The sequence below is a fragment of the Rasiella sp. SM2506 genome, assembly GCF_050859505.1.
Taxonomy (GTDB): domain Bacteria; phylum Bacteroidota; class Bacteroidia; order Flavobacteriales; family Flavobacteriaceae; genus Marinirhabdus.
Genome location: NZ_CP193934.1, coordinates 52365 through 78698 on the forward strand (window position 1 = coordinate 52365; position 26334 = coordinate 78698).

Annotated in this window: 27 protein-coding genes and 3 tRNA genes; 21 read left to right on the forward strand and 9 right to left on the reverse strand. The window is 37.2% G+C overall.

Features of this window, described 5'->3' with window-relative positions; translation table 11 throughout:
- Positions 1-96: 96 nt before the first annotated feature.
- A complete protein-coding gene (locus ACQ2HF_RS00220; RefSeq protein ID WP_432411502.1) occupies positions 97-1050 on the forward strand; it encodes a transketolase family protein in 954 nt (317 codons plus the stop codon).
- A gap of 137 nt (positions 1051-1187) precedes the next feature.
- Here the strand turns inward: ACQ2HF_RS00220 and ACQ2HF_RS00225 are convergent, their stop codons facing one another.
- On the reverse strand, positions 1188-2114 hold the full coding sequence (locus ACQ2HF_RS00225; RefSeq protein WP_432411503.1) for an FKBP-type peptidyl-prolyl cis-trans isomerase: 927 nt from the start codon (positions 2112-2114) through the stop codon (positions 1188-1190).
- 87 nt (positions 2115-2201) lie between these two features.
- On the opposite strand from ACQ2HF_RS00225, the gene ACQ2HF_RS00230 reads away from it, so the two are divergent.
- A complete protein-coding gene (locus ACQ2HF_RS00230; protein ID WP_432411504.1) occupies positions 2202-2579 on the forward strand; it encodes an RNA-binding S4 domain-containing protein in 378 nt (125 codons plus the stop codon).
- Between the two features lie 34 nt (positions 2580-2613).
- The gene (locus tag ACQ2HF_RS00235; RefSeq protein WP_432411505.1) at positions 2614-3117 is read left to right on the forward strand and encodes a phosphoribosyltransferase family protein; all 504 of its coding nucleotides are present in this window, start codon (positions 2614-2616) and stop codon (positions 3115-3117) included.
- Here ACQ2HF_RS00235 and ACQ2HF_RS00240 read toward each other — a convergent pair.
- Positions 3109-3627, reverse strand: a complete 519-nt coding sequence (locus tag ACQ2HF_RS00240) for a shikimate kinase (RefSeq protein ID WP_432411506.1) — start codon at positions 3625-3627, stop codon at positions 3109-3111. The two genes, ACQ2HF_RS00235 and ACQ2HF_RS00240, sit on opposite strands and share 9 nt — an antisense overlap.
- A 161-nt stretch (positions 3628-3788) precedes the next feature.
- On the opposite strand from ACQ2HF_RS00240, the gene ACQ2HF_RS00245 reads away from it, so the two are divergent.
- The 7 genes from ACQ2HF_RS00245 to ACQ2HF_RS00275 all read left to right on the forward strand — a co-directional run bounded on the left by ACQ2HF_RS00245 (position 3789) and on the right by ACQ2HF_RS00275 (position 8581).
- Positions 3789-3861, forward strand: a tRNA-Lys gene (locus ACQ2HF_RS00245).
- 71 nt (positions 3862-3932) lie between these two features.
- A tRNA-Leu gene (locus ACQ2HF_RS00250) sits at positions 3933-4015 on the forward strand.
- 146 nt (positions 4016-4161) lie between these two features.
- The gene (locus tag ACQ2HF_RS00255) at positions 4162-5079 is read left to right on the forward strand and encodes a MerR family transcriptional regulator (protein WP_432411507.1); all 918 of its coding nucleotides are present in this window, start codon (positions 4162-4164) and stop codon (positions 5077-5079) included.
- A gap of 55 nt (positions 5080-5134) precedes the next feature.
- The gene (locus ACQ2HF_RS00260) at positions 5135-6598 is read left to right on the forward strand and encodes a phytoene desaturase family protein (protein WP_432411508.1); all 1464 of its coding nucleotides are present in this window, start codon (positions 5135-5137) and stop codon (positions 6596-6598) included.
- A complete protein-coding gene (locus ACQ2HF_RS00265) occupies positions 6595-7437 on the forward strand; it encodes a phytoene/squalene synthase family protein (RefSeq protein WP_432411509.1) in 843 nt (280 codons plus the stop codon). Before ACQ2HF_RS00260 ends, ACQ2HF_RS00265 begins: the two co-directional genes overlap by 4 nt.
- A gap of 3 nt (positions 7438-7440) precedes the next feature.
- Positions 7441-7890 (forward strand): sterol desaturase family protein, encoded by a 450-nt coding sequence (locus ACQ2HF_RS00270; RefSeq protein WP_432411510.1) that lies wholly within the window; start codon positions 7441-7443, stop codon positions 7888-7890.
- A 4-nt stretch (positions 7891-7894) separates the two neighbouring features.
- Complete coding sequence (locus ACQ2HF_RS00275; RefSeq protein ID WP_432411511.1) at positions 7895-8581, forward strand: lycopene cyclase domain-containing protein; 687 nt, start codon at positions 7895-7897, stop codon at positions 8579-8581.
- 111 nt (positions 8582-8692) lie between these two features.
- Here ACQ2HF_RS00275 and recQ read toward each other — a convergent pair whose 3' ends face one another.
- Positions 8693-10888 carry a DNA helicase RecQ gene (gene recQ / locus ACQ2HF_RS00280; protein ID WP_432411512.1) on the reverse strand — a complete coding sequence of 732 codons (2196 nt, stop codon included), beginning with the start codon at positions 10886-10888 and terminating at the stop codon, positions 8693-8695.
- Positions 10889-11083: 195 nt separating this feature from the next.
- Between recQ and ACQ2HF_RS00285 the strand changes: the two genes are divergently transcribed.
- The 4 genes from ACQ2HF_RS00285 to lptB are packed head-to-tail and all read left to right on the forward strand — an operon-like array spanning position 11084 to position 14026.
- Complete coding sequence (locus ACQ2HF_RS00285; protein WP_432411513.1) at positions 11084-12049, forward strand: KpsF/GutQ family sugar-phosphate isomerase; 966 nt, start codon at positions 11084-11086, stop codon at positions 12047-12049.
- Positions 12049-12885 (forward strand): twin-arginine translocase subunit TatC, encoded by an 837-nt coding sequence (gene tatC / locus ACQ2HF_RS00290; RefSeq protein ID WP_432411514.1) that lies wholly within the window; start codon positions 12049-12051, stop codon positions 12883-12885. The genes ACQ2HF_RS00285 and tatC overlap by 1 nt, the downstream gene beginning before the upstream one ends.
- Complete coding sequence (locus ACQ2HF_RS00295) at positions 12875-13228, forward strand: carboxymuconolactone decarboxylase family protein (RefSeq protein ID WP_432411515.1); 354 nt, start codon at positions 12875-12877, stop codon at positions 13226-13228. The genes tatC and ACQ2HF_RS00295 overlap by 11 nt, the downstream gene beginning before the upstream one ends.
- A 57-nt stretch (positions 13229-13285) precedes the next feature.
- Positions 13286-14026, forward strand: coding sequence for an LPS export ABC transporter ATP-binding protein (gene lptB / locus ACQ2HF_RS00300; protein ID WP_432411516.1), 741 nt, complete (start codon positions 13286-13288; stop codon positions 14024-14026).
- 22 nt (positions 14027-14048) lie between these two features.
- Here lptB and yaaA read toward each other — a convergent pair whose 3' ends face one another.
- The gene (yaaA, locus tag ACQ2HF_RS00305) at positions 14049-14810 is read right to left on the reverse strand and encodes a peroxide stress protein YaaA (protein WP_432411517.1); all 762 of its coding nucleotides are present in this window, start codon (positions 14808-14810) and stop codon (positions 14049-14051) included.
- 157 nt (positions 14811-14967) lie between these two features.
- On the opposite strand from yaaA, the gene ACQ2HF_RS00310 reads away from it, so the two are divergent.
- On the forward strand, positions 14968-16722 hold the full coding sequence (locus ACQ2HF_RS00310) for a T9SS type A sorting domain-containing protein (protein WP_432411518.1): 1755 nt from the start codon (positions 14968-14970) through the stop codon (positions 16720-16722).
- 12 nt (positions 16723-16734) lie between these two features.
- On the opposite strand, the gene ACQ2HF_RS00315 is transcribed toward ACQ2HF_RS00310, so the two are convergent.
- Positions 16735-17778: an RluA family pseudouridine synthase gene (locus ACQ2HF_RS00315; RefSeq protein WP_432413042.1), complete on the reverse strand. Its 1044-nt coding sequence runs from the start codon at positions 17776-17778 to the stop codon at positions 16735-16737.
- On the reverse strand, positions 17765-18403 hold the full coding sequence (locus tag ACQ2HF_RS00320) for a PASTA domain-containing protein (protein WP_432411519.1): 639 nt from the start codon (positions 18401-18403) through the stop codon (positions 17765-17767). The genes ACQ2HF_RS00315 and ACQ2HF_RS00320 overlap by 14 nt, the downstream gene beginning before the upstream one ends.
- A gap of 97 nt (positions 18404-18500) precedes the next feature.
- On the opposite strand from ACQ2HF_RS00320, the gene ACQ2HF_RS00325 reads away from it, so the two are divergent.
- From ACQ2HF_RS00325 to ACQ2HF_RS00335, 3 genes are all read left to right on the forward strand, one after another.
- Positions 18501-19484 carry a D-alanine--D-alanine ligase gene (locus ACQ2HF_RS00325; protein WP_432411520.1) on the forward strand — a complete coding sequence of 328 codons (984 nt, stop codon included), beginning with the start codon at positions 18501-18503 and terminating at the stop codon, positions 19482-19484.
- A 175-nt stretch (positions 19485-19659) separates the two neighbouring features.
- On the forward strand, positions 19660-20109 hold the full coding sequence (gene coaD, locus ACQ2HF_RS00330) for a pantetheine-phosphate adenylyltransferase (RefSeq protein ID WP_432413043.1): 450 nt from the start codon (positions 19660-19662) through the stop codon (positions 20107-20109).
- A 6-nt stretch (positions 20110-20115) separates the two neighbouring features.
- The gene (locus ACQ2HF_RS00335) at positions 20116-20691 is read left to right on the forward strand and encodes a hypothetical protein (RefSeq protein WP_432411521.1); all 576 of its coding nucleotides are present in this window, start codon (positions 20116-20118) and stop codon (positions 20689-20691) included.
- A gap of 116 nt (positions 20692-20807) precedes the next feature.
- On the opposite strand, the gene rpsT is transcribed toward ACQ2HF_RS00335, so the two are convergent.
- The 3 genes from rpsT to proS form a co-directional block, all read right to left on the reverse strand.
- On the reverse strand, positions 20808-21059 hold the full coding sequence (gene rpsT, locus ACQ2HF_RS00340) for a 30S ribosomal protein S20 (protein WP_432411522.1): 252 nt from the start codon (positions 21057-21059) through the stop codon (positions 20808-20810).
- 24 nt (positions 21060-21083) lie between these two features.
- Positions 21084-21155 (reverse strand) — tRNA-Glu (locus tag ACQ2HF_RS00345).
- 78 nt (positions 21156-21233) lie between these two features.
- Positions 21234-22706, reverse strand: coding sequence for a proline--tRNA ligase (proS, locus tag ACQ2HF_RS00350; protein WP_432411523.1), 1473 nt, complete (start codon positions 22704-22706; stop codon positions 21234-21236).
- A 103-nt stretch (positions 22707-22809) separates the two neighbouring features.
- Here proS and ACQ2HF_RS00355 point away from each other — a divergent pair, with 103 nt between their 5' ends.
- From ACQ2HF_RS00355 to folE, 3 genes are all read left to right on the forward strand, one after another.
- Positions 22810-23880 carry a hypothetical protein gene (locus tag ACQ2HF_RS00355; RefSeq protein WP_432411524.1) on the forward strand — a complete coding sequence of 357 codons (1071 nt, stop codon included), beginning with the start codon at positions 22810-22812 and terminating at the stop codon, positions 23878-23880.
- 30 nt (positions 23881-23910) lie between these two features.
- Positions 23911-25425, forward strand: coding sequence for an OmpP1/FadL family transporter (locus ACQ2HF_RS00360; protein ID WP_432411525.1), 1515 nt, complete (start codon positions 23911-23913; stop codon positions 25423-25425).
- A 212-nt stretch (positions 25426-25637) separates the two neighbouring features.
- Positions 25638-26324: a GTP cyclohydrolase I FolE gene (folE, locus tag ACQ2HF_RS00365; protein ID WP_432411526.1), complete on the forward strand. Its 687-nt coding sequence runs from the start codon at positions 25638-25640 to the stop codon at positions 26322-26324.
- Positions 26325-26334: the final 10 nt, after the last annotated feature.

Below are 26334 nucleotides of genomic sequence, written 5' to 3' on the forward strand. Positions count from 1 at the left end.
CTCTCCAACACAGCTCTTCCAAAGAGACAGCAGCTTTCTACTAGTTGTAGAAATAACAATAATAATAATTCTGCGAAGCAGAATAAGAGAAAATAGATGAAAAAATATACAGACACAGGCAAAAAAGATACACGTTCCGGTTTTGGAGATGGATTGACAGAACTTGGAAAATTAAACGAAAACGTGGTAGCGCTTTGTGCCGACCTTACGGGTTCGTTAAAGATGGACGATTTTAAGGAAAACCATCCAGAGCGTTTCTTTCAAGTAGGAATTGCTGAAGCCAATATGATTGGTATGGCAGCTGGAATGACTATTGGAGGAAAGATTCCATTTACGGGAACTTTTGCCAATTTCTCTACGGGCCGTGTGTATGATCAAATACGTCAAAGTGTTGCCTATAGTGGTAAAAATGTAAAAATTTGTGCATCTCACGCAGGAGTTACGTTGGGTGAAGATGGGGCAACACACCAGATTTTAGAGGATATTGGGCTTATGAAAATGCTACCTGGAATGACAGTAATTAATACCTGTGATTACAACCAGACCAAAGCTGCCACACTAGCCATTGCTAACCATAAGGGACCTGTCTACCTTCGCTTTGGAAGGCCTAAAGTTGCTAATTTTACGGAAGAAAACGGTACGTTTGAAATTGGGAAAGCTGTAAAATTACAAGAAGGAACCGATGTAACTATTGTTGCTACTGGTCACTTAGTTTGGGAAGCGCTTCTAGCAGCCGAAACCCTACACGAACAGGGAATTTCAGCAGAGGTCATAAATATACATACCATTAAACCTTTGGACGACGAAGCTATTATTGCTTCAGCTAAAAAAACAGGATGTGTTGTGACCGCAGAAGAGCACAATTACTTAGGAGGTCTAGGAGAGAGTGTCGCCAGAGTTTTGGCCTCAAACCACCCTACTCCACAAGAATTTGTTGCTACCCAGGATACCTTTGGAGAATCTGGAACACCAGAACAATTAATGGACAAATATGGCCTTAATGCTGATGCAATTGTAAAAGCTTCAAAAAAGGTTATTCGTAGAAAATAAACGTATAGGTGCTTAACGTTTATTGAATTCTAACTTTTGTACCAAAACGAATTTGAAATTTATTTTATATTTGTTATACAAAACAAAAAATGCCTAGATAGTATCTAGGCATTTTTTATATAAAGTAGCGTATGTGATTAACTATCGCTATCTAAATAATCTGGAATTCCATCATTATCTACGTCTGGGAAAGTTATGGTACCGTCTGAGTTAACTATAATTTCTTCGCTTGTAGGTCTTCCATCACCATCATCGTCTGCGTCACTAAAATTGGGGTTTCCGTTAGCGTCAGTATCATCATCTTCTTCAAGGCCATTATTGTTAACGTCTTCCATAAAAGAAGGTACTCCATCATTATCTTGATCTCCTATTTCAGACTCGTACAGTTGAAATGTAAAAATGAGCTGAGAATACAAAGGAATATTTGAGGTAGGTGGTGGGTTTACGTAATAGCCAAGACCAGCTTGCATAAATACAGCACCCGCACCAAAGTTTTCGAACGATACGGTTCCATCTGGATTTGTAACAAAGCCTGAAGACGTCTTAAATTCTATTAAGGCATCTTGCAGTCCATTTACAATTCCCGTCATATCAAACGATACAGGCACAGAGGATGCGTCGAACAACTTCGTATAAGGTCTTTCACTTTCTTCAAGGTTAATATACGTACCCTGGTAATTTATTGTGGCTAAATCTGGAAAATTAGGTTTTTCGCCAGCTCCTTCCAGAACATCCAAATAATAAAGTTTATAAGTTACTCCTTCCGTAACACGGTCTTTTACCGTCTTAGAAGACACTTGCCTCATTAATGGAATTTTATCTGAATTATCTCCGGCAATCGTATCAAAGGTAATTTGAAAGTTGAAATCGGCTGGAGGGTTTTCAAACGCTTCGTAATTATAAAAATGTGTTTCCAAATACTCTTCTATAATAAGAGTACTTAAAGGAGCTTCTTCACCTCTATCTCTTGCAGGCACAAAATTGGGATCTACACTATCGTCGTCTTTTTTACAACCATATGTAATAGACAGTACCAATAATAAAAGGGGGAGTATTTTCTTCATATTTTTCATCATCACTTTTTGAGGTGCGCAAGATACAATTTTCCGCTATTTTTGTACACAGTTAACGTAGATTTAAGTTGTTTTTGTATGAGAGTAGATAAATTTTTATGGTGTATTAGGTATGTAAAAACACGCAGCATAGGTACCCAGGCTTGTAAAAAGGGCGCTGTTAAAATAAACGAAGCCTCTGTTAAGCCTTCTCGTGACGTATATCCTGGTGATACCATAGTATTTAGAAAAAATCAAATTAATTATAAAATTGAAGTCTTAGACATCCCTCCTAGCAGGGTTGGAGCTAAACTGGTAGATCTTTATAGAAAAGACACCACGCCCAAAGAAGACTTCGAAAAAACTGAAATGTTACAATATGCAAAATCATATTATCGAAAAAAAGGGGTAGGCAGACCCACCAAAAAAGATAGACGGGATATCGCAGATTATACTCAAAGCGACGAAGAAGAATAATTTTTACTATGTATCTTTGAAAAAACCTTTTAAAATGCCAAAGACTGAAACCTTCATATTAAATAAAACCGAAATAGACCATAAGATTAAAAGAATGGCCTATCAAATATATGAAGCAAACATATCTGAAGCTACCGTGATCATTGCAGGAATCAAGTCCAACGGCTATCTGTTAGCTGAAAAATTGAAAAAAAATTTAGAAAAAATTTCTCCTATTAAAGTGATCCTTTGCAAAGTTACTATCGACAAAACAAACCCCATTAACGCTATAACTACCAGCCTTTCTCCAGACGAATATGCAAACAAAAGTCTTGTTTTAGTAGACGATGTATTGCATTCTGGCACCACTCTTATATATGGTGTGAAACATTTTTTGGATGTGCCTTTAAAGCAGTTTAAAACAGCCGTTCTGGTAGATAGGAATCATAAAAAGTATCCAATTAAAGCCGATTATAAAGGCATTTCACTCTCTACCTCTATTAACGAAAATGTATCTGTTATTTTCGAAAAAGGGAAAGACAGAGCGATATTAGACTAATTGTAACACAATTTCTGAAACAATCTTATCTACAGGAGCATCTGCCTGTACTTTCTTATGTGCCTGAGTGTAGTAATAGCTACGCTCAAAAATATGTTTTCGCACAAAGTCGTTGAGCAGTTCTTTTGTATCTATATGCGCTATTAGAGGTCTTTTTTTTCTTTCGGAGAACAACCTATCGGTTAACTCCTGTAGTGATGTATGTAAATATATAGATGTTAGGCTCTTATGCTCTTTTAGCAATTGCATCACATTTCCATAGCAAGGGGTACCTCCTCCCAAAGCCAAAACATAGTTTTCGTTTGCTTCAAGAAGGTCTAATAAAACTTCATATTCGGTTTTTCTGAAAAATATTTCGCCTTTCTCAAAAAAAATTTCTGAAATATTTTTTTTTGTTTTTTTTTCTATTTCCTGATCCAAATCGTAGAAAGGCATGTTGAGCACTTCAGCAAGACGCTGTCCCACAGCAGATTTACCACTACCCATATATCCTAAAAGAACTATTTTCATAGCTGTAAAATTATTGAAATAAAAGAGAACTTCACCAAATTGAGAAGAAAGAAAATATTTCTTTTGAAATCCCTTGAATAATTAATTTAATGATTCTATATTTGCACCCGCTTAAGGGAAATAAAATTACTCTTTTTTACTCTTTTGCAACTTGAAATAATGACCAGTTAGCTCAGTTGGTAGAGCACCTCCCTTTTAAGGAGGTGGTCCTGGGTTCGAGCCCCAGACTGGTCACAAAGAGTACTGCTTTTTGCGGTACTTTTTTGTTTCTACTCACGTCTATCTAGCTAGAGTAGCAACCATCCACCCGGGTGCTGGAATTGGTAGACAGGCACGGTTGAGGGCCGTGTGCACTAGTTGCGTGTGGGTTCAAGTCCCATTCCGGGTACAAAACAGAAGTCATCTTTTAAAAGATGGCTTTTTTTATTTCTTATTTTTCAATCTAATTTATCGTAGCCCATTTTACAAACCTTTGAAAGAGCAGTGTTGCTTTTGTATGTAAACACTATCTTTACAATTGCTACCCCCAATGCAATGCTGGTAAAAACAAAATTTAGTATTAAAGATCTCGAAAACCTAAGCGGTATAAAAGCGCATACTATTAGGATTTGGGAAAAGCGTTATGGATTATTAGAACCCTCAAGAACAGACACCAACATAAGAGCTTATAATCTGGATAGCTTAAAAAAGCTTCTCAATATTAAGTTTCTGTATGAGCAAGGGTACAAAATTTCAAAAATTGCAGTTTTAAATAAAGAAGAACTCGCGGCTATGGTTACCGAGCTCGCAAAATGTAACGAAGAGGAACATTCAATTTTCAGTTTTAAAATGGCTATGTTTCAATTTGATCAGCAACTATTTGCTACTACATATCAAGCGCTGTTGTTAAACCACACCTTTCCAGAAATATTTCAAACAGTTTTTATACCCCTTTTAACAGAATTAGGTATTCTATGGCAAACAGGTACGATAGATCCCTGTCATGAGCGCTTTGTTTCAGAAATGATCAAACAAAAAATAGTGCTCAATATTGAAAGTCAATACCAATATCTCGGAAACACTTTGGCAGAACCTCCAACCTTTGCGCTTTTTCTTCCTTACAAAGAGATTCACGATATTGGCTTGGTATATGCCAATTATTTATGCGTAAGTCACGGGATAAACACAATTTATTTGGGCGGTAACATCTCTTTAAATAGCTTGAAGGAAGTGGTAAAACATCATGAAAAAATTGTGTTTCTAACGTACCTCACCGTAGAACCTTCTCACCAAAGCATTCAGGATTTTTGTGAGCAGTACAATACACATATTGGTGTTCGTGAAAAAAATCCTCTTTGGCTTATGGGAAGTAAAGTTTGTTCTTTGGAAAATAAAAAATTGCCAAAAAATGTTACCGCTATTAAAAGTATACAACACTTAACAGAAGCACTACAAAACTTAAAAAAACGATAAAATTTGATGGACATTGTCTTTTTTGTTCAGTATTTTTATAAATTTGTTAAACAAAATGAAACAAAACATCGCTCTTATCGGGTCTGGATTTTCCTCCTTGGCAGCCGCTTCTTACCTCGCCAAAGCTGGCAACAAGGTAACTATATATGAAAAAAACAGCACCGTTGGCGGGCGCGCAAGGCAACTAAACAAACAAGGTTTTACCTTCGATATTGGTCCAACGTGGTACTGGATGCCAGATGTTTTTGAACGCTTTTTTGGTGATTTTGGCACAAAGCCATCAGAGTATTACAAGCTTATAAAATTGGCTCCAGCTTATTCGGTGTATTTTGGAGAAAATGATAGTATTACCATTGAAGATACTTTAGAAAAAATATGTGCTGCTTTTGAAGCTGAAGAAAAAGGAAGCTCAGAACAACTTAAAAAGTTTATTGCCAAGGCACAGAGCAATTACGAAATTGCCATAAAAGATTTGGTCTACAGACCCGGAGTTTCTCCACTAGAACTAGTAACACCTGTTACTATGAAAAAAATAGGGCAATTTTTTAGCACTATTAGTAAGGAAGTAAGACGCGAATTTAAAAATCCAAGATTGGTGGCTATTCTAGAATTTCCAGTCTTGTTTTTGGGCGCAAAACCTTCGAACACACCTGCCTTTTACAGCTTTATGAATTATGCAGACTTTGGATTAGGAACTTTTCATCCTAAAGACGGTATGTATTCAGTTATTAAAGGCATGAAAACTCTTGCAGAAAGCTTAGGAGTAAATATTAAGACCAGTCAAAATGTAGAAAAAATAAACGTAGAAAACGGAATTGCAACTTCGTTAGTAGTTAATGGGACTACCATTATAGCAGATTTAATTTTAAGTGGCGCAGACTACCACCATACCGAAACCTTATTGCCAAATCAATACAGACAGTATTCTGAAGCCTATTGGGAGAAAAGAACTTTTGCCCCATCATCTTTATTGTTCTATGTAGGTTTTGACAAAAAAATTGAAAACGTAGAACATCATACGTTATTTTTTGATGTAGATTTTGAAGCCCACGCGTATACTATTTACGACAACCCCTCTTGGCCGGAAGACCCACTTTTTTATGCAAGTTTTCCTTCCAAAACAGATAGTAGCGCAGCGCCAGCTGGAAAAGAAGCTGCCATATTTTTAATACCATTAGCACCAGGAATTGAAGATAATGAGGACATACGGGAACACTATTTCAATAAAATAATGACCCGATTTGAGCATCTTACAAACCAGCATGTAAGAAATTACGTTATATTTAAAGAATCGTATTGCATAAACGATTTTGTTGCAGATTACAACTCGTACAAAGGCAATGCCTACGGGTTGGCAAATACCTTGATGCAAACCGCTTTTTTAAGACCTAAATTGAAAAGCAAAAAAGTAAAAAATTTGTATTTTACCGGTCAATTATCGGTTCCGGGACCTGGTGTTCCACCATCTTTAATTTCCGGAAAGTTAGTAGCTAGTTTAATTGAAAAACACCATTCGTGAAAGTACTTTTTGACATCGTATCCAACACTTGCAGTAAGCAAGTAACTAATGCCTACAGCACTTCCTTCTCGTTGGCAGCAAAAATGCTGGCACCTGGTATTAGGCAGGATATTTATAACATTTATGGTTTTGTTCGCTTTGCAGATGAGATCGTCGACAGCTTTCATGAGTATGATAAAGCAGTACTTTTTGATAGGTTTGAAAAAGACTTAGACTTAGCGCTTACCGAAAAAATAAGCTTAAATCCTATTCTTAATTCTTTTCAACATACAGCACATAAATACAATATAGATGGAAAACTAATTGCTTCTTTCATGAAAAGTATGCGCTTAGACCTCAGTAAATCTGAATATTTAACCGAGGAGGAATACAAAGATTACATCTACGGCTCTGCCGATGTGGTTGGACTTATGTGTCTAAAAGTATTTGTAAAAGGCAATACCGAAAAATACGAGGAACTGAAAAGCTCCGCTATGTCACTGGGATCTGCATTTCAAAAAGTGAATTTTTTACGAGATTTAAAGGAAGATTTTGAAGGTTTAAGCCGAACCTATTTCCCTAACACCAATTTAAATGCGTTAGATGAAATTTCTAAAAAACAAATTATAGACGATATCGAAGAAGATTTCAGAAAAGGATACCAAGGCATTTTAAACCTTCCAACCGAAGCAAAATTTGGCGTTTTTATAGCCTATCGCTACTACCGAAAACTCCTTAAAAAATTAGCAAATACCCCAGCACTCGAAATCAAAAATTCCAGAATACGCGTTCCTAATTACCAGAAATTTGGGATATTGACCCGAAGCTATGTAAAATATCAATTAAAACTTGTACGATAGGTTATGATGATTGCTTTTTGGATTTTAATATTTTTAATCACTTTTAGTATCATGGAGTTTATGGCGTGGTTTACCCATAAATATGTGATGCACGGTTTTTTATGGGCATTGCATAAAGATCATCACAAAAAAGATCACAACAGTTGGTGGGAGCGTAACGACTTTTTCTTCATCTTTTATGCCGGCGTAAGTATCGCTTGTTTTATAGGGTGGCAATACTACGGTTTTTGGGCAGGCTTGCCTATTGGACTTGGAATTTTCGCCTACGGTGTTGCTTATTTTATGGTACACGACATCTTTATCCACCAACGTTTTAAGCTGTTTCGTAATGCAAATAACTGGTATGCAAAAGGCATTAGACGTGCTCATAAAATGCATCATAAACATTTAGGAAAAGGCGAAGGAGAGTGCTTTGGAATGTTAGTCCCTCCTGTAAAATATTTTAAAAAATAGCTAGATGAAATACCTTTATCTATGGCTTAATTTAGGCTCTTTTATTGTTCCTTTTTTATTCAGTTTTCATCCTAAGATTCAGTTTTACAAAAAGTGGAAAGGTTTTTTACTAGGCGTTATCGTGATGATGGCCATCTTTATTCCTTGGGATATTGCTTTTACCCACAATGGCTTTTGGGGATTTAACGAAGCGTATATTACGGGTTATAAATTATTCAACTTACCTATTGAAGAATGGTTGTTCTTCTTTTGTATACCGTATGCCTGCATTTTCACACATTATTCCATTTTAGCTATCAATAAAAACTTTAAGTTTTCTGAAAAAACGGTGCAAATAGTTTATGTACTTCTTGTATCAGTTTTAATCGTGACACTTTGGTATTCTTACGACAAATGGTACCCATTTGTAAATTTTATATATGCCCTATTAATTTTAGGACTTGTATATAACCGAAACAGACCATCACTTCAATCTTTTTTTGCCACGTATTTAATTATCCTTATTCCATTTTTTCTGGTAAATGGTATCTTAACCGGAACCGGAATTGACGATCACGTAGTTTGGTATAATAATGATGAAAACTTAGGTATTAGACTGCTTACTATTCCTATAGAAGACGTAATTTACAATTTAGCAATGTTGTTAACGGTCTTTAGTATTACAGAATATTTTAGCATTAAAAATGGATAGTTTACAGGATGCTGTTCTTGTAGCCACTAGTTTATAAGTGTTGGAATTATAAGGTATTCTATTCTTTATAAATTTTGAAATCTAATTCGTAGTGTTTTGTTTGATTGTATTCTAATTTCCTACTTCGCTCATAAATTTAATTCGGTATAAGCGCAGTTCGTCTGTATCGTAATCGCCATCAAACTCTTCCATAGCCGCTTCAATACTATCGGTTTCGGCTTCTAGGAAATAATCATGAAGCTCTTCTTGTTGGTCTTCGTCTAAGGCATCGTCCACCCAATAGCTAATATTTAGCTTGGTACCACTAAAAACAATGGCTTCCATTTCATCCATTAAGGCATTCATTTCAATCCCCTTGGCTGAAGCAATGTCGTCCAGCGCCAACTTTCTATCTACGTTTTGAATGATATACAGTTTAAGTCCACTATTACTTCCTGTGGACTTTACAACAAAGTCGTCCGGACGTTCAATTTCATTTTCATCCACATAGGTGGATATAAGAGCCACGATAGATTTTCCATATTTCTTTGCTTTTCCATCTCCCACACCATGAACATTGGCGAGCTCTTCCAGAGTAATAGGATACTTCAACGCCATATCTTCCAAAGAAGGATCTTGAAAAATAACATACGGAGGTAAATTCATTTTTTGAGCCAGACGTTTGCGTTCGGCTTTCAGCAATTTAAATAATTGCTCATCGGTTACAGAGCCGCCTCCTTTTTGATTGGTAATTATAGAATCGTCACTTGTTGGTTTATAGGAGTGATCTTCCGTCATCATAAAACTCGAGGGTGTCTTAATAAAATCCAGCCCTTTTTGTTGGATTTTAATAACCCCATAGGTTTCAATATCCTTAGATAACATTTCAGTCACCAACACTTGGCGCAAGAGAGCCATCCAGTATTCCGAGGATTCATCACTACCTATTCCAAAAAACGATAATTGGTCGGTACGGTGCGATTTAATCATCGCGTTAATTTTACCTACCAAAACGTTCACTATTTCTTTACTTTTATATTGTTGGTTGGTTTCTTTAACCACTTTCAATAACTTTACTACATTGTCTTTTGCTTCGTTTTGTTTTTTTGGATTGCGCATATTATCGTCCATCTGGCCGCCATCACCAGTTTCATTATCAAATTCTTCCCCAAAATAATGGAGAATAAATTTTCTTCTGGACATAGAAGTTTCCGCAAAAGCCACTACTTCTTGTAAGAGTGCGTGACCAATTTCTTGTTCGGCCACGGGCTTACCGCTCATAAATTTTTCCAGCTTTTCTATATCCTTATACCCGTAAAAAGCAAGACAATACCCTTCTCCTCCATCACGACCCGCGCGTCCGGTTTCCTGGTAATAACTTTCTATACTTTTAGGAATGTCATTATGAATTACAAAACGAACATCTGGTTTATCAATTCCCATCCCAAATGCTATGGTAGCCACCACAACATCTGCATCTTCCATAAGAAACATGTCTTGATGTCTCACTCTTGTTTTAGCGTCTAAGCCTGCATGATAAGGAATGGCATTAATCCCATTTACCTGAAGGGTTTGAGCCAATTCTTCCACCCGCTTTCGGCTTAAACAATAAATAATACCGCTTTTGCCTTCGTATTGTTTTACAAAACGCGTGATATCTGCATCTACGTTTTTAGTCTTAAGTCTTATTTCGTAAAAAAGATTGGGTCTATTAAAAGACGCTTTAAAGGTATTGGCATCCTGAATGGCCAGATTCTTTAAAATATCTTCTTGTACTTTTGGTGTTGCAGTAGCTGTCAATCCTATAATAGGAATGTTATCGCCTATTCGCTGAATAATTTTGCGTAGGTTTCGATATTCGGGTCTAAAATCGTGACCCCATTCGCTAATACAATGCGCCTCGTCTATTGCCAAAAACGAAATAGTTTGGGTTTGTAAAAAATTTACATATTCTTCTTTGGTAAGTGATTCTGGGGCAACATACAACAGCTTTGTAATGCCGCTATCAATATCGCTCATTACTTTTTTTACCTCTGTTTTATTCAAAGACGAATTGAGAACATGTGCAATCCCCTCTTCAGAAGAAAGTGCTCGCAATGCATCCACTTGGTTTTTCATTAAAGCAATAAGAGGCGAAACTACTATAGCAGTTCCTTCCTGCATAAGAGCAGGAAGTTGGTAGCAAAGTGATTTACCACCACCGGTAGGCATTATTACAAAAGTGTCATCTTGTGCCAACACACTTTTTATCACCTCTTCTTGAAGACCTTTGAATTTCGAAAAACCAAAATACTTCTTGAGAGCTGCGTATAAATCTAATTCAGCCACGCTGGTTTTATTATAAATGTTATGTTATTGATTCTAATTAAAATTGTATAAACAGGGGAACAATTGTAATTTTGCAACCATTACTGTAAAACTGTATCTTTTACATGTATATTGTGAGTACCAGAAAAAATGTCTTTTTCATTTACTAAATATACTAATTTCTGAAACAGTTGCAAACTTATTAATGCGCAAATTTTGAATAGAACCTCACAGATTATCTCCGTTGCCAAGCAAACTATTGAAACCGAAAGCAAAGCCATTATGTATTTGGCTCAGTTAGTAGATGAAGAGTTTGCCGAAGCAGTCGAAACTATTTACAACTCTAAGGGTAGAGTCGTAATTACGGGTATTGGAAAAAGTGCCAATATCGCTACTAAAATTGTGGCAACACTCAACTCTACCGGAACACCTGCTATTTTTATGCACGCCGCAGATGCCATTCACGGCGATTTAGGAACTATTCTAGCAGACGACGTCGTTATATGCATTTCTAAAAGTGGCAATACACCCGAAATTAAAGTCTTGGTACCTCTTATTAAAAGCAGAGGAAATAAATTAATCGCTATTACCTCGAACCGAGAATCATTTTTAGGAGTTCAATCCAATTTTGTGATGCACGCCTATGCTGAAAAAGAAGCATGCCCAAACAATTTAGCGCCTACCACAAGCACCACCGCACAATTAGTAATTGGTGATGCCTTGGCGATGGCACTTCTGGATTTACGCGGATTTTCAAGTAAGGATTTTGCACGTTTTCACCCAGGAGGTTCTCTTGGGAAAAAATTATACCTGCGCGTGAGTGATTTGACTTCTTTAAACGAAAGACCACAAGTAACGCCAGATACAGATGTAAAAAAAGTAATTGTAGAAATTTCTGAAAAATTATTAGGGGTAACTGCAGTGGTAAAAGATGATAAAATTGTAGGTATCATTACGGATGGGGATTTACGTAGAATGCTTACCAAAGTTGATAACATTGCTGGGCTTACTGCCAAAGATATCATGACAGCCAATCCCAAGAGAATTAACAATGACGCCATGGCAGTGGAAGCTATGGAAATTATGGATACCAATGGCATTACCCAGATTTTAGCTGAAGAAAACGGGAAATATTGCGGCGTGGTTCACATTCACAACCTTACCAAAGAAGGTATTATTTAATGACCAAAAAGAAAGATAGCATAGAAAAAGAAATGTCCTTCCTGGATCATCTTGAAGAACTGCGCTGGCACTTAATACGCTCAACAATTGCTGTTGTTGTGGTGGCTACCGTTGCTTTTTTTGCAAAAGAATTTATTTTTGACGTCCTTATTCTAGGCCCTAAAAATCCAGATTTCCCCACGTATAAACTTTTGTGCAAAGCAGCTACGCAATTAGGCTTTGAAGAAAGCTTCTGTTTTAAAGAAGAAAGTTTCCGTATCCAGAGTAGAACGCCTGCAGGACAGTTTTCTGCACATATCTGGACCTCTATCACAGCAGGTTTTATCGTGGCTTTCCCTTATGTTTTATATGAATTCTGGAAGTTCATAAGCCCCGGACTCCGTAATAATGAACGCCGAAACAGTCGCGGGTTCATTATCATAGCATCCCTATTATTTTTTATTGGGGTATGCTTTGGCTATTATGTGGTAACACCACTTACCATTAATTTTCTTGGAAGTTATAAAGTAAGTGATGCTGTATTTAACGACTTCGATCTAAGTAGTTATATAGCTTTGGTACGTACTTCGGTAATTGCCAGCGGAATTATTTTTGAACTCCCCATTATTATTTATTTCCTTACTAAAGTAGGTCTTGTTACGCCACAATGGCTTAAAAAATATCGCAAATTTGCATTGGTGGGAGTTTTGGTGCTTTCAGCAATCATAACCCCTCCAGACATTGCTAGCCAAGTAATTGTGGCAGTACCGGTGCTAATTTTATATGAAATAAGCATTATAATCTCAAAAGTAGTAGTACACAATCAAAACAAACGAATGAAAACTCATGTCAAATAATATCGTAGAAGAATTTAACGCCTATCGTTCAAATATGAATGATAAGCTCTTGGAAGACAACAACAAGATTTTAAAAAGAATTTTTAATTTAGATACCAATGCTTTTGCTGAAGGTGCGCTACCAAAAAAAACAAAGGAACTTTTAGGATTAGGAAACAGTCTTGTCTTGCGTTGTGACGATTGTGTTCGTTACCATTTAGAAGCCTGTTTTAAGCTGGAAATACCGAAAGAAGAAGTGGTAGAAGCCATGAGTATTTCGTTACTTATTGGGGGTACCATTGTAATCCCACATTTGCGACGTGCATATGAATATTGGGAAGCATTGGAAAGTCAAGCTTCTTAATTTTTACTACGGAAAATTTAGCTGTATTTTTAACGTTATCGTTACTGAAACTTATTTATGAAACTAAAAGCCGAAAATCTTGTAAAATCCTACAAAGGCCGAAAGGTCGTTAAAGGTATTACCGTGGAAGTAAACCAAGGCGAAATTGTAGGTCTTTTGGGCCCCAACGGAGCAGGTAAAACCACGTCTTTTTATATGATTGTTGGACTCATAAAACCCAATGGTGGCAACATATTTTTAGAAGGTACCGAAATTACCAAATACCCAATGTACAAACGTGCACAGAACGGTATTGGCTATTTAGCACAAGAAGCTTCTGTTTTTAGAAAACTGAGCATTGAAGATAATATTTTAAGTGTACTCCAACTCACCAAACTCTCCAAAAAAGAGCAGCATATGAAAATGGAGACTTTAATTGAAGAATTTGGTTTGGGACATATTCGAAAAAGCCGGGGCGATTTATTAAGTGGTGGGGAACGCCGACGTACCGAAATTGCCCGTGCGCTGGCAACCGATCCTCATTTTATATTACTGGATGAGCCTTTTGCGGGTGTCGATCCAGTTGCCGTTGAAGATATCCAACGAATCGTAGCGCAACTAAAAAACAAAAATATTGGCATCTTAATTACAGACCATAACGTACAGGAAACCCTTGCCATTACCGATAGAACTTACTTAATGTTTGAGGGTAGTATTTTAAAACACGGCGAACCGGAAGAACTTGCCAATGACGAAATGGTTCGTAAAGTATATCTGGGACAGAACTTTGAACTTCGGAAGAAGAAGCTGGAGTTTTAGAACTCTTTGCCAAATTCAGAAATTACCTAATAAAAACAGGCTCGTGCTCTTTCTCGGTATGCTGCTCGCTGTAACCATACCCATCATAGTCAAAGCTTTTCAACCCCTGTAACGTTTTGGTATTAGTATCTATTACATAACGCGCCATACTTCCCCTTGCCTTTTTTGCGAAAAATGAAATAATCTTCAGCTTTCCATTCTTAAAATCTTTGAAAACTGGAGAAATCACCGGCACTTTTATCTTTTTGGGATCTATCACCTTAAAATACTCCTGGCTGGCGAGGTTTACTAAAATTTCGTTGTCTTCCAGTTCTTCGTTTAGAGCATTGGTTACTTGGTCGCCCCAAAACTGGTAGAGATTGTTCTTTCTGTTTATTTTAAGGCTGGTTCCCATCTCTAAACGATACGGCTGCATTAAATCTAGAGGTCGCAATACGCCATACATTCCGCTTAAAATTCGTAAAGTATCATTCAGCCGGTCGATTTTATTTTCTGGTATACTGAAGGCATCCAAACCTTGGTACACATCGCCTGCAAATGTATAGACTGCCGGACGTGCATTCTTTTTAGTGAAGGGTAATGAAAAATCTTTGTAGCGTTGGTAATTGAGTTCGGCTAGTGTATCGCTTATGCTCATTAACTCACCTATAGCCTTTTTAGACTTTCGCTCCAGTTTGTTGTTAAGCGTTTCGGCTTCAGCTAAAAACTTGGGCTGTGTGCCTCTTGTGGTGGGTAATTTGGTTTCCAGATCGAGCGATTTGGCAGGCGAGACTACTATTTTCATGTGCATTTCTTTTCAGTAAAAATAACAGAAATATTACGATTCAAAAAATACAGGAAGACAGATTCTTTTTTTAATATTCAGTAACCAGAAAAAGGTTAATTAAGATTTTATTAACAGAGGTATTGCTCATTATAATTAATTTTAGAAAAACTTTTTTATGAAAAAAAACATACTTTTTGGCCTCACACTATTGGCTTCGATTGGCTTAACCGCTCAAAACGAAATGGGTAAAGAAGCAACCCTATTAGAAAATGGTACAATTCTAGTAAAAAATGTGCCTCTTCCCCCCTATTTAAACTCCCAGAATAAACAAGTAGAGGACAAAATATTTGAGTTTGGACGTCCAGCAAATCCATCTATTAAAAATTCCCGTGGAGTTACCATAGCAGATTTGGATGGTGACGGTATAAATGAAATTTTATATGGCATTGACACCGAACTTTTTGTGCTAAATGGCGCTGGAGAAATTATTTGGCAAAAAACGGTAGAAGGTCCCATTTTACTTCCGCCAACTGTTGGAGATCTAGATGGTGACGGAATTGTTGAAATTGCGGTAAATACTGGCTACCCCACCACTGTAGGTAGAATTTATTTAATGGATAATGTAGGCAATGACCTTCCGGGATGGCCTCTAAATTTTGATGACAATTGGATGATTAACGCACCAGTTTTTGCAGATCTTGACAAAGATGGAGTTTTAGATATTATTTCGTGCGAACGCGCAAGTAGTACTGTAGGATTTGTACACGCCATAAAAATGGACGGCAGTCCTATAAATAGTAATTGGCCTGTTCAATTTGACGCAACACCTGCATTTACCCCCTCTGTTGGCGATATTGACAACGACGGAGACCAAGATGTAGTTATTGCAACGTCCTCTACTGGACTCTATGCGTATGATGTTGATGGAAACCTACTCTCTGGATTTCCATTTGCTGATTCTGATGTACGATATTCATACCAATCCCCTATTCTAGTAGATTTGAATGGAGATGAAAGTTTAGAAATTGTAGGAAGCAATCACGGAGATGCTCCTGGTTTTTATGTAGTAAAAAGCGATGCGAGCTATTACCCAGGCTGGCCAATTGCAGCTGCCGGATGGACATACTCTCCTGCCACTGTTGTAGATTTCGACAAGGACGGGAGTTATGATATCTTTTTAGGCGATAGGAATACCAGTAGCGATGGAACGCCATTACCCACTATTTATGGATTGAATCCAGATGGTGAAAATCTAGCTGATTTTCCTATAGAAAAATATGGTGGAAATGAAGGGGTACTTACTATTGCAGATATTAATAATGACGATGTATATGAAGTTATATTCTCAAGCACACTTACAGATATGGAAGGTGACGGTTATATTCACGCGTATTCTTTGGATGGAAGCGGAGAAGTTGATGGATTTCCGTTAAGACCAAAAGGTTTTACTTTTTTGAATGGCGCTGTAATTGGTGACGTTGATAATGATGGATTGATGGACTTGACAGCCAATTCATATACCCAGACCTTTGGAACTGGTGTAGATTTTACCTATGTAAGTACCTATAACCTTAACGTTCCTTTTGACGAGGCTAAAATTTTAAGGAATGGCTATAAAGGAAGCAACACAAGAGACGGCTTGGTAATGGCTGAAGAAATATTAAGCATAGAAGACAATTTGCTTTCCAATCAATTTTCAATCACACCAAATCCATCTTCTGGAATACTTCAAATTAATTCAAATATAAATCTTGAATCCGCTCAAATAGCTATCGTAAGTATTGAAGGAAAATTAATTTTTTCTGAAAAAACCGAACTCACTATCAGTGAAAAAAAGCAATATGATTTCAAGAGTATTTCCGCCGGAATTTACTTTATAACCATCACAAATGGTGAGAAAAAGGCTGTTTTTAAATGGCTTAAAAAATAAATGGCATACTTTTTATTCAATCACATGTTTTGAATAGTTTCGCCACTTGTCTAAACAAGCCTCTATATCTTCTGGTATGGAGGCTTCAAAACGTAAAAATTCTCCCGTGGTGGGCTGTATAAATCCTAGCGTTCTTGCATGCAGTGCTTGTCTTGGTAATACTTTAAAACAATTGTCTACAAATTGCTTGTATTTGGTAAAGGTGGTTCCCTTCAGTATTTTTTCACCACCGTATCTTTCATCATTAAAAAGGGTATGACCAATATGCTTCATATGCACTCGTATTTGGTGTGTACGTCCTGTTTCTAATCTGCAACTTACTACAGTTACATACCCCAAACGTTCCAAAACTTTATAATGCGTCACAGCAGCTTTTCCTTTTTCTTCGGCATCCTCGCCTAAATATACTGTGTTTTGTAATCTATTCTTTGGGTGACGTCCTATATGTCCTTCAACAGTACCTTCATCTTCTTTCACATCGCCCCAAACTAAGGCAACATATTCACGTTCGGTAGTTTTTTTAAAAAATTGCTTGGAGAGATGCGTCATGGCCTGCTCTGTCTTAGCCACAACAAGCAATCCGCTGGTATCTTTATCTATTCTATGTACCAACCCTGGCCTATTACTACTATTATTTGGTAGATTATCGAAATGAAACGTAAGCGCATTAATTAAAGTACCGCTATAATTACCGTGCCCAGGATGTACAACCATACCTGGCTCTTTATTCACCACAAGGAGATCGTCGTCTTCATACACGATGTTTATGGGGAGGTCTTCTGGTGTGAGCAGCATTTCATAAGGCGGGTGTTCGAACATAACAGTAACTACATCTCCCGCTTTCACCTTATAATTTTGCTTTACAATTACGTCATTTACATAAATATTACCGTCTTTAGCTGACTTCTGAATTTTATTCCGCGTAGCATTTTCTACCTTGTTCATAAGGTATTTGTCTACTCGCAAAGGAGATTGCCCTTTGTCTGCTACAAATCTAAAATGTTCGTAAAGGTCGTCATTGCCTCCATTGTCTTCCGTTTGGTTAGTTTCCGCCATCATCTTCGGGTGCTTCGTTGTTATCATTTGTAGTTTCAGAATCGTTTTCGCTGTCTTCATTGTTTCTGTTTATTCTGCTTAAACTTTCATCACCCACAATAAGATCAAGTACCGATGTTATTTCAAGTTCGGTATCTGGATCAATTTTAGAGCCTCCATGTCTAATTTCCAACACTTGGTCACTCATGTGTGGCTTCGTAGTTACTTTCCCTATTTTAAAACCCATTGCGAGTAATGTAGGCTCTGCTTGGCGTCTAGTTTTCCCTACAACATTAGGAATTTTCACCTTCCGGTAACCAGATGGATTTAAGGTTAAATAGATTTTACGATCTTCCTTTACAAATTTTCCAGCTTTCGGTATTTGTTCAATCACTGAAAATCTTGGGTACTCCGGATTATAATTGGCCGAATCTAATATTTCGTATCGCAAATCGTTTTCGTCCAGTACATTTTCAACATCGGTTAATGTAAGCTTAGCCAAATCGGGGACTTCAATTTGCTGTCCGTGATTGGTGGTACTTTTAAGCCACCACAATACTACAAAAGACAGCACGATAAGTCCTACAATTATAAGTAGTAATTGTTTGATAAAGGCTTTGGAAAAAATATATTTAAAAAAAGACATACACTTTGGGTTAGGACGCAAAAATAACAAACCTAAAGTTAGCAACTTTTATACGATTAGTTATATTTTTGATAAACGCATTAAATAAGGCTTTGGTATGGAAAAAAAAAATATAGCGGTTGTCATGGGAGGCTATTCCAGCGAGTTTCAAATTTCGCTCAACAGTGGTGCAGTAGTTTGTGAAGCGTTAAATACTTCTGCTTACAACGTATTTGCGGTTCATATTTTAAAGGAAGGTTGGTTTTATGTTGCTGAAAACGGACAAAAACACGCTATTAATAAAGGAGATTTCAGTTTTGGAGTAGACGGAACAAATGTGGTACCAGACGTAATCTTCAATACAGTACACGGAACACCGGGAGAAGATGGGTTCTTACAGGCCTATTGGAAACTGTTGAATATTCCGCATACCTCACCCAATTTTTACCAAAGCGCACTTAGTTTTAACAAACGTGATTGTCTCTCTGTGCTGAAAGGTTTCGGAATAAAATGTGCTAATTCCTATTATGTAAACAGGGAAGTTGCTTATGATGTTGACGAAATTATTAAAAAAGTAGGGTTACCGTGTTTTGTGAAACCAAACAGAGCGGGTTCTAGTTATGGAATTAGTAAAGTGAATGTTTTAGAAGATGTTGAAAAAGCACTGGAAAAAGCATTTGCTGAAGATCACGAAGTTTTAATTGAAACCGCTTTGGTGGGAACAGAAGTATCGGTAGGTGTGTATAAATTACATAATGAGATTCACGTTTTTATGCCTACTGAAATAGTTTCAGAAAATGAGTTTTTTGATTATGAAGCGAAATATTTGGGCAAATCGCAGGAAATTACCCCCGCAAGAATTCCCGAAGATGAAATAAAAAAGGTACAAGAAGAAGCCAAGAAAGTATACTCCATATTGGGCATGAGCGGTGTTACCAGATCAGAATTTATTATCCAAAATGGAGAACCTTATTTAATAGAAACCAATACCACACCAGGACTTAGCAAAGAGAGCATTATCCCCAAACAAGTTCGCCAAGCAGGAATGAATCTTACAGATTTCTTTGGAAGTTTAATTGAAGAGGCCGCTGGAAGGTTTTAGTTCTTGGCAAAAATAACTTTTGTACCTTAGAAGCTGTTTTGAGTGACAAACGATAAATACTCAGGTAACAACGGTTAAAATAAAAAGAAACAAAGTGCATTAGGCTCATAATAACTTTTGGGTGTGCACGGGAAGCGACTAACGAAATTTAAAACTTTTGACTTCAAAAAACACCATACGTAAAGCAGTTTTTCCAGGCTCTTTCGATCCTATAACGTTAGGGCATATAAATATCATAGAAAGGGCATTGCCGCTGTTCGATGAAATTATTATTGCTATAGGTGTAAATGCTGCTAAAAATTATATGTGGCCCCTTGACGAACGTATCGCAAAAATAAAAGCTGCTTTCTCCGGCAACTCAAAAATAAAAGTAACTTCTTACCAAGGCCTAACAGCCGATTTCTGTAAAGCTGAAGAAGCGCAATGGATACTAAGAGGACTTCGGAACACAGCCGATTTTTCGTATGAGCAAACCATTGCACAAGCAAATGAGAAAGTAAATGGTATAGAGAGCTTATTTTTAATTTGTAGTCCGGAATACGCGTATATCTCTTCTTCTATTGTAAGAGATCTTGCCAGGAATGGAGGAGATTATAGTTTGTTAGTGCCAAATAATATGAAATAGAGAATCATGTTCAATGTCAAACCATATAATGGGCGAATTGTTCTAGTATTAGCCGTTCTACTATTGTTTGGTGTGATTTTTATCCTGAAATTTACTTCCAGTGATACAGTGACAATTAAAATGCTTCACAAACCGGATAAAGAATTGGTTGCAGAAATTGAGAAGAGAATTGTTATATCTTCAGAGCCAAGTTTTCTGTACAGTTATGCCCCGTTTAAGGAAGGTGTGATCCAGCATTTGGACAGAGACTATACCTATGATGTAATACCCCACGAAATGGAAGGCGGTATGTTATTCCAAGGTATCCATCGCCCTCCAAATGGCACAAAAATAAAATTAGATTTAAAGCAACCTTCTACTGTTTACTTTTTCTTCCACGATATTTTTGATGGTGGTTATACCATAATTTTCAATAAACTCGCCAATTGGAAGCAATTACCTGTAGCACCAAAATATGATAGTAGCAATGGTACTCACGGACTTTCCATGATTTTATTTAAAGCAGATTTGGAAAAGGGAGTGTATAATATTCCTGCAACAACTCAAGACAAAGCGTGTTTTAGCATTGTTGTTATGCACTAAGGGATAGGTAGAAAAAAAGTATATGTGGATTTTAGAATTTTAGAAAAAACTAAATTTCTCCCATAAAAAAACTCCCCCAACATTGGAGGAGTTCTAAATTTTTAAGCAATTTAAACTTATAGCGCCGCTACGTGCTTAGCTAACTTAGACTTAACATTAGCCGCTTTGTTGTCGTGGATAATATTTTTCTTAGCCAATTTGTCTACCATAGAGATTACAGCAGGGAAAAACTTTTCCGCTTCTTTCTTGTCTGTCATCTCGCGTAACTTCTTAATAGCATTACGTGTAGATTTGTGCTGATAGCGATTACGTAAGCGCTTTGCTTCGTTACTTCTAATTCTCTTTAATGCTGACTTGTGATTCGCCATTTTGTTTGTTTAAATCTTAATTTGTAGTCCGTAGGGGAATCGAACCCCTGTTACCAGGATGAAAACCTGGCGTCCTAACCCCTAGACGAACGGACCATTTCTTTTTTAATTCGGATGCAAAAATACAACTATTTTTTAATGTTGCAAATCCCACTCAATCTTTTTTCAAAAAAATTAATATGCCTTTGCAAAAAGTACTCTTCTTTTAGAAGTTTTTCCAGTAACCATACAGGTTCCCACCTCATCATCACCATCTATCGGAATACACCTAATTGTAGCTTTTGTTTCGTTTTTAACTTGTTCTTCAGTTTCAGAAGTACCATCCCAATGTGCTGAAATGAATCCACCCTTTTCTTCTAGCACTTTTTTAAATGCTTCGTATGTCTCAACCTTAGTTGTATGTTCTGCTCTGTAATTCAGTGCTTTTGTGTAGAGATTCTCTTGAATTTCGATCATTAATCCTTCAACAACCCCCACTACTTCTTCACGATTTACAAACTGTTTTTGCAATGTATCTCTTCTAGCCAACTCAACTGTTCCTTTTTCCAAATCTTTTGGACCAATGGCAATTCGTACTGGAACCCCTTGTAATTCGTATTGGTTAAATTTCCAACCTGGTTTTTGGGTGTCGCGATCGTCATACTTAACACGAATCCCTTTTGCTCTTAATTGCTGTTGCAAGTCTTTTGCAACCTCACTAATAGCTTCCAGTTGTTCATCATTTCTATAAATAGGCACTATCACTACTTGATCTGGCGCCAGTTTGGGAGGTAACACCAAGCCATTATCGTCACTATGGGTCATAATTAAAGCCCCCATCAGTCGTGTAGAAACACCCCAGGAAGTAGCCCAAACATATTCTTGACCACCTTCTTTAGTGGCATATTTTACATCGAAAGCTTTGGCGAAATTTTGACCTAAAAAGTGTGAAGTTCCTGCTTGCAAAGCTTTTCCGTCTTGCATTAGCGCTTCTATACAGTAGGTTTCCAACGCTCCAGCAAAACGCTCACTTTCAGTTTTAAGGCCTTTTATAACAGGCATCGCCATATAGTTTTCGGCAAATTCTGCATATATGTGCATCATTTGTTCTGCTTCGGCTATGGCTTCGGTTTCTGTTGCGTGAGCTGTATGCCCTTCTTGCCATAAAAATTCGGCAGTTCGCAGAAACAATCTTGTTCTCATTTCCCAACGCACAACATTGGCCCACTGATTTATTAACAATGGAAGGTCACGATAACTTTGAATCCATTTTCTGTAGGTGTCCCAAATAATGGTTTCAGACGTTGGGCGCACAATTAACTCTTCTTCTAACTTAGCATCTGGATCTACCATAATGCCTCCTTTTCCGTCGTTTTTAAGCCTGTAATGTGTAACTACAGCGCATTCTTTAGCAAAACCATCCACATGACTTGCTTCTTTGCTGAAATAGGATTTCGGAATAAAAAGAGGGAAATACGCGTTTTGATGTCCGGTTTCCTTAAACATTCGGTCCAATTCTGCCTGCATTTTCTCCCAAATGGCAAATCCGTATGGTTTTATCACCATACAGCCACGAACGCCACTGTTTTCAGCCATATCGGCCTGAACAACCAGCTCGTTGTACCATTTACTATAATCCTCTTCTCGCGTTGTTAAATTCTTTGCCATAGCCTGTAGTTTGGCACAAATGTTGTGACTTTGTTAATTGATTAGTTTAATCGGGCAAAACTAGTTATTTTTACGTAGCCCAACAATAAAAATTACTTCAGTTATGAAAACTAAATATACATCCTCAAAAAATTATTTATCCATAGTAGTGTTAGGCCTACTCTCTCTTACCCTACTTTCGTGTGGATCTTCTCAATATGCTACACAAGATGGAATTTACAACAATACTTCAGAAAATGAAGAAGTTGTTACGAATGAAGTAGACAATAGCAATTATTACAAGCAATATTTCAAAACTAAAAATGCAGAGTATGAAAGTATACCAGGTGAAGATCTGGTATTTACAGATATTGACGCATATGTTTCTGAAGACTATATAGATGATGAAGGATATATTATTACACGAGAATCTGGCTATGATGAAGAATATGGAGCATGGGGCAACAATGCCTCTAATGTTACGGTAAATATTTATGAAACAGGATTTAACAATTGGGGCGGAGGCTTCTATGGTTATGGATGGGGTGGATTTTATCGTCCTTGGTACGGAGGTTATTACGGGTATGGATGGGGAAGTTCTTATTGGGGATATGGATGGTCTCCTTACGGCTATGGTGGATACTACGGAGGTTATTATGGTGGTTGGGGTGGCTATCATGGCGGACACTACAATCCGTATTACGGAGGAGGATACTATGGCGGAAATAATGGATATGGAGGATACGGCAATGGTGTAGCGTACAATAGAGGCCGTAGAAATACTACCGACTATGGCAGAAGTAATTCTAGAGAGAGCAGTTCATATTCGAGGTCTGAAAACACCAGAAGAAGTTCGAGCAGTGATGCTAGAAGTTCGGTTCGTCGTTATAATAATAGCAGAAACACGAATGCTACTCGTTCTAAAACAGGCATCTATTCTAGGAATGCTAAATCGACTAGAAATAATACGTACAGAAGTAATCCAAATTCTAGAAATAACTCCTACAACAGATCATCATCGCCAAACAGATCACGTGCCAATACCAGATCTTCTAATTCATCTTCGCGTTCTTCCGGATCTTACAGAAGTTCAGGAAGTTCAAGGTCTTCTGGTTCTGTTAGAAGTTCTGGAGGAAGTTCAAGATCTTCGGGAAGCAGAGGTGGCGGGTCACGAAGAGGTGGCGGAAGCGATTAATATTCAATAATTTTACGAAATACTATACATATGAAAGGAACTCCAATCTTTATCATAGCTATCCTAACTATGACTTTTGGGAATGCCCAAACCGTTACAGATGGACTAAGATACGCAACAGAAAACACAACTGGAACAGCTAGATTCAACGCGTTAAGCGGTGCGTTTGGAGCTCTTGGAGGTGACTTATCCTCCATTGCAATTAACCCTGCTGGGAGCGCTGTTTTCTTAAACAATAGCGCATCGGTTTCTTTTTCTTCAAACAGCGTTGAGAATGAAGCCAATTATTTCAACACCATTACTCGAAGTGAAGACTATGATATAAGCCTGAATCAAGCAGGAATTGTTTTTGTTTTTGATATTGGAAAAGAAGAATCACCGTGGCGGAAAATCACTTTGGGTTTAAATTATAACAATACACAAAATTTTGATAACGACTTGTTTTTTCAGGGAAGAGGAAACACTTCAGTTGCTAATTTCTTTACCGAGCAAGCTCAAGGAATTCCTTTAAATCTGTTGCAATTACAAAATGGTGAATCTATTTCAAGTTTGTATAATTTTCTAGGGGAAACTGAAGGTGTAAGAGCACAAAATGCATTTTTAGGATACCAAGCTTTTATTTTTGATCCATTGTCTGACGACCTATCAAATACCCAATATGTGAGCAATGTAGCAAATGGCACTTTTAATCAAGAATACAGTGTACTAACTCGTGGGTATGCCGGCAAGTATACGTTTAATGTCGCTACACAGTATAAAGACAATTTTTTCTTCGGAATAAATTTAAATTCCCACGCTATAGATTACCAAAGAAGCACTTTTTTATATGAAACCAACAACAATACAGGAAGCTCTGTGAATGCCATTGGTTTTGAAAACAATCTTTCAGTTTTAGGGGCTGGATTTTCTGCGCAGTTAGGAGCAATTGCAAAGTTGGAAAATTTCAGAGTAGGTCTTACGTACGATACACCTACCTGGTATGAAATATCCGAAGAAACCTCTCAATATATCGAAGCGCAAAGAACGCAAGACAACCAAACAATTACAGAAATTGTAGATCCTAACGTATTAAATATTTTTGAGAATTACAATTTGCAAACTCCTGGAAAAATTACCGCTAGTACCGCTTATATCTTTGGAGAAAAAGGATTGATTAGCTTAGATTATTCCTATAAAGATTTTTCCAATATTGAATATAAACCAGAAAGTGATGCCTTTTTCGCATCACAAAATACTGCCATAAATAATCAGTTAACTGGTGCTTCAACCATACGTGTAGGAGGCGAATACAGAATTAATCAGTTAAGCCTGCGAGGCGGCTATAGATATGAGAAAAGCCCTTATAAAAATAGCGACATCGTAGGAGACCTTAACGGATTTTCGCTAGGGTTAGGTTACAATTTTGGTAATTATACTTTCGATCTATCCTACGCAAGAGCAGAGCAAGACCGCAGCGAACAATTATATACTGTAGGTTTAACTAGCGTGGCTACTATTACTACGGTAACCAACAATTTAGTATTTACGTTTGGCTTAAACATATAAAATCTTCTCACGGTTTATTTAATATTACTTTCTAAAACTCAGTTTTTAAAAATTTTGAAACCGCACTTCTTCTTTCCTGTACATATACTTTCAAGAAATCAAAAAAACCACCAGCCAAAACTACCACGAAATAGTATGTTACAAATTTATAACACCACTATTGAAATACGTATCTTTGCCCATTGTATTAAAAATACATAATAATTGGACACATGGATTTGGAAAAACAGCTTTCAGATATAGAAAATTTAGGTGATGAACACATAGGCACTTCTGCTGAAACACCGTTAAGAAAGGATGCTTTCGACTTAAGCGATATTGAAAAAATTGCCAGTATCAAAGAAGACGTGCGCAACATTATGCAAACATTGGGACTAGACTTAACAGATGATAGTTTAAAAGGCACTCCTAACCGTGTGGCAAAAATGTTTGTACAAGAAATCTTTGGTGGTCTACACCCAGAAAGAAAACCAAACGCATCTACTTTCGATAACAAATACAAATATGGAGAGATGCTGGTTGAAAAAAACATCACCCTCTACTCCACTTGCGAGCACCATTTATTACCTATCGTTGGAAAGGCTCATATTGCCTATATTTCTAATGGTACTGTAGTTGGACTTTCAAAAATGAACCGTATTGTAGATTACTACGCTAAAAGGCCCCAAGTACAAGAACGACTTACCATTCAAATTGTAAAAGAATTACAAGCAGTTCTTAAAACCGAAGACGTAGCCTGCGTCATAGATGCAAAACACTTATGTGTAAACTCCAGAGGCATCCGTGATATTGACAGCAGTACTGTGACAAGCGAGTACGGCGGAAAGTTTAAAGAAGCCGAAACACGAAGAGATTTCTTAGATTATATTCAGTTGAACACCGATTTTGCTGGTGTGTAGGCTGGATTGA

Bases quoted from the DNA above. Each gene is read 5' to 3' on its own strand.
- ACQ2HF_RS00230 (WP_432411504.1), top strand. From the start codon at position 2,202: ATGAGAGTAGATAAATTTTTATGGTGTATTAGGTATGTAAAAACACGC.
- ACQ2HF_RS00275 (WP_432411511.1), top strand. From the start codon at position 7,895: ATGAAATACCTTTATCTATGGCTTAATTTAGGCTCTTTTATTGTTCCT.
- ACQ2HF_RS00360 (WP_432411525.1), top strand. From the start codon at position 23,911: ATGAAAGGAACTCCAATCTTTATCATAGCTATCCTAACTATGACTTTT.
- proS (WP_432411523.1), bottom strand. From the start codon at position 22,706: ATGGCAAAGAATTTAACAACGCGAGAAGAGGATTATAGTAAATGGTAC.
- ACQ2HF_RS00310 (WP_432411518.1), top strand. From the start codon at position 14,968: ATGAAAAAAAACATACTTTTTGGCCTCACACTATTGGCTTCGATTGGC.
- ACQ2HF_RS00320 (WP_432411519.1), bottom strand. From the start codon at position 18,403: ATGTCTTTTTTTAAATATATTTTTTCCAAAGCCTTTATCAAACAATTA.
- ACQ2HF_RS00295 (WP_432411515.1), top strand. From the start codon at position 12,875: ATGTCAAATAATATCGTAGAAGAATTTAACGCCTATCGTTCAAATATG.
- ACQ2HF_RS00355 (WP_432411524.1), top strand. From the start codon at position 22,810: ATGAAAACTAAATATACATCCTCAAAAAATTATTTATCCATAGTAGTG.
- folE (WP_432411526.1), top strand. From the start codon at position 25,638: ATGGATTTGGAAAAACAGCTTTCAGATATAGAAAATTTAGGTGATGAA.
- ACQ2HF_RS00335 (WP_432411521.1), top strand. From the start codon at position 20,116: ATGTTCAATGTCAAACCATATAATGGGCGAATTGTTCTAGTATTAGCC.
- ACQ2HF_RS00235 (WP_432411505.1), top strand. From the start codon at position 2,614: ATGCCAAAGACTGAAACCTTCATATTAAATAAAACCGAAATAGACCAT.
- ACQ2HF_RS00255 (WP_432411507.1), top strand. From the start codon at position 4,162: ATGCTGGTAAAAACAAAATTTAGTATTAAAGATCTCGAAAACCTAAGC.
- rpsT (WP_432411522.1), bottom strand. From the start codon at position 21,059: ATGGCGAATCACAAGTCAGCATTAAAGAGAATTAGAAGTAACGAAGCA.
- ACQ2HF_RS00315 (WP_432413042.1), bottom strand. From the start codon at position 17,778: ATGGCGGAAACTAACCAAACGGAAGACAATGGAGGCAATGACGACCTT.
- tatC (WP_432411514.1), top strand. From the start codon at position 12,049: ATGACCAAAAAGAAAGATAGCATAGAAAAAGAAATGTCCTTCCTGGAT.
- ACQ2HF_RS00260 (WP_432411508.1), top strand. From the start codon at position 5,135: ATGAAACAAAACATCGCTCTTATCGGGTCTGGATTTTCCTCCTTGGCA.
- ACQ2HF_RS00225 (WP_432411503.1), bottom strand. From the start codon at position 2,114: ATGAAGAAAATACTCCCCCTTTTATTATTGGTACTGTCTATTACATAT.
- ACQ2HF_RS00270 (WP_432411510.1), top strand. From the start codon at position 7,441: ATGATGATTGCTTTTTGGATTTTAATATTTTTAATCACTTTTAGTATC.
- ACQ2HF_RS00240 (WP_432411506.1), bottom strand. From the start codon at position 3,627: ATGAAAATAGTTCTTTTAGGATATATGGGTAGTGGTAAATCTGCTGTG.
- yaaA (WP_432411517.1), bottom strand. From the start codon at position 14,810: ATGAAAATAGTAGTCTCGCCTGCCAAATCGCTCGATCTGGAAACCAAA.
- lptB (WP_432411516.1), top strand. From the start codon at position 13,286: ATGAAACTAAAAGCCGAAAATCTTGTAAAATCCTACAAAGGCCGAAAG.
- ACQ2HF_RS00325 (WP_432411520.1), top strand. From the start codon at position 18,501: ATGGAAAAAAAAAATATAGCGGTTGTCATGGGAGGCTATTCCAGCGAG.
- ACQ2HF_RS00220 (WP_432411502.1), top strand. From the start codon at position 97: ATGAAAAAATATACAGACACAGGCAAAAAAGATACACGTTCCGGTTTT.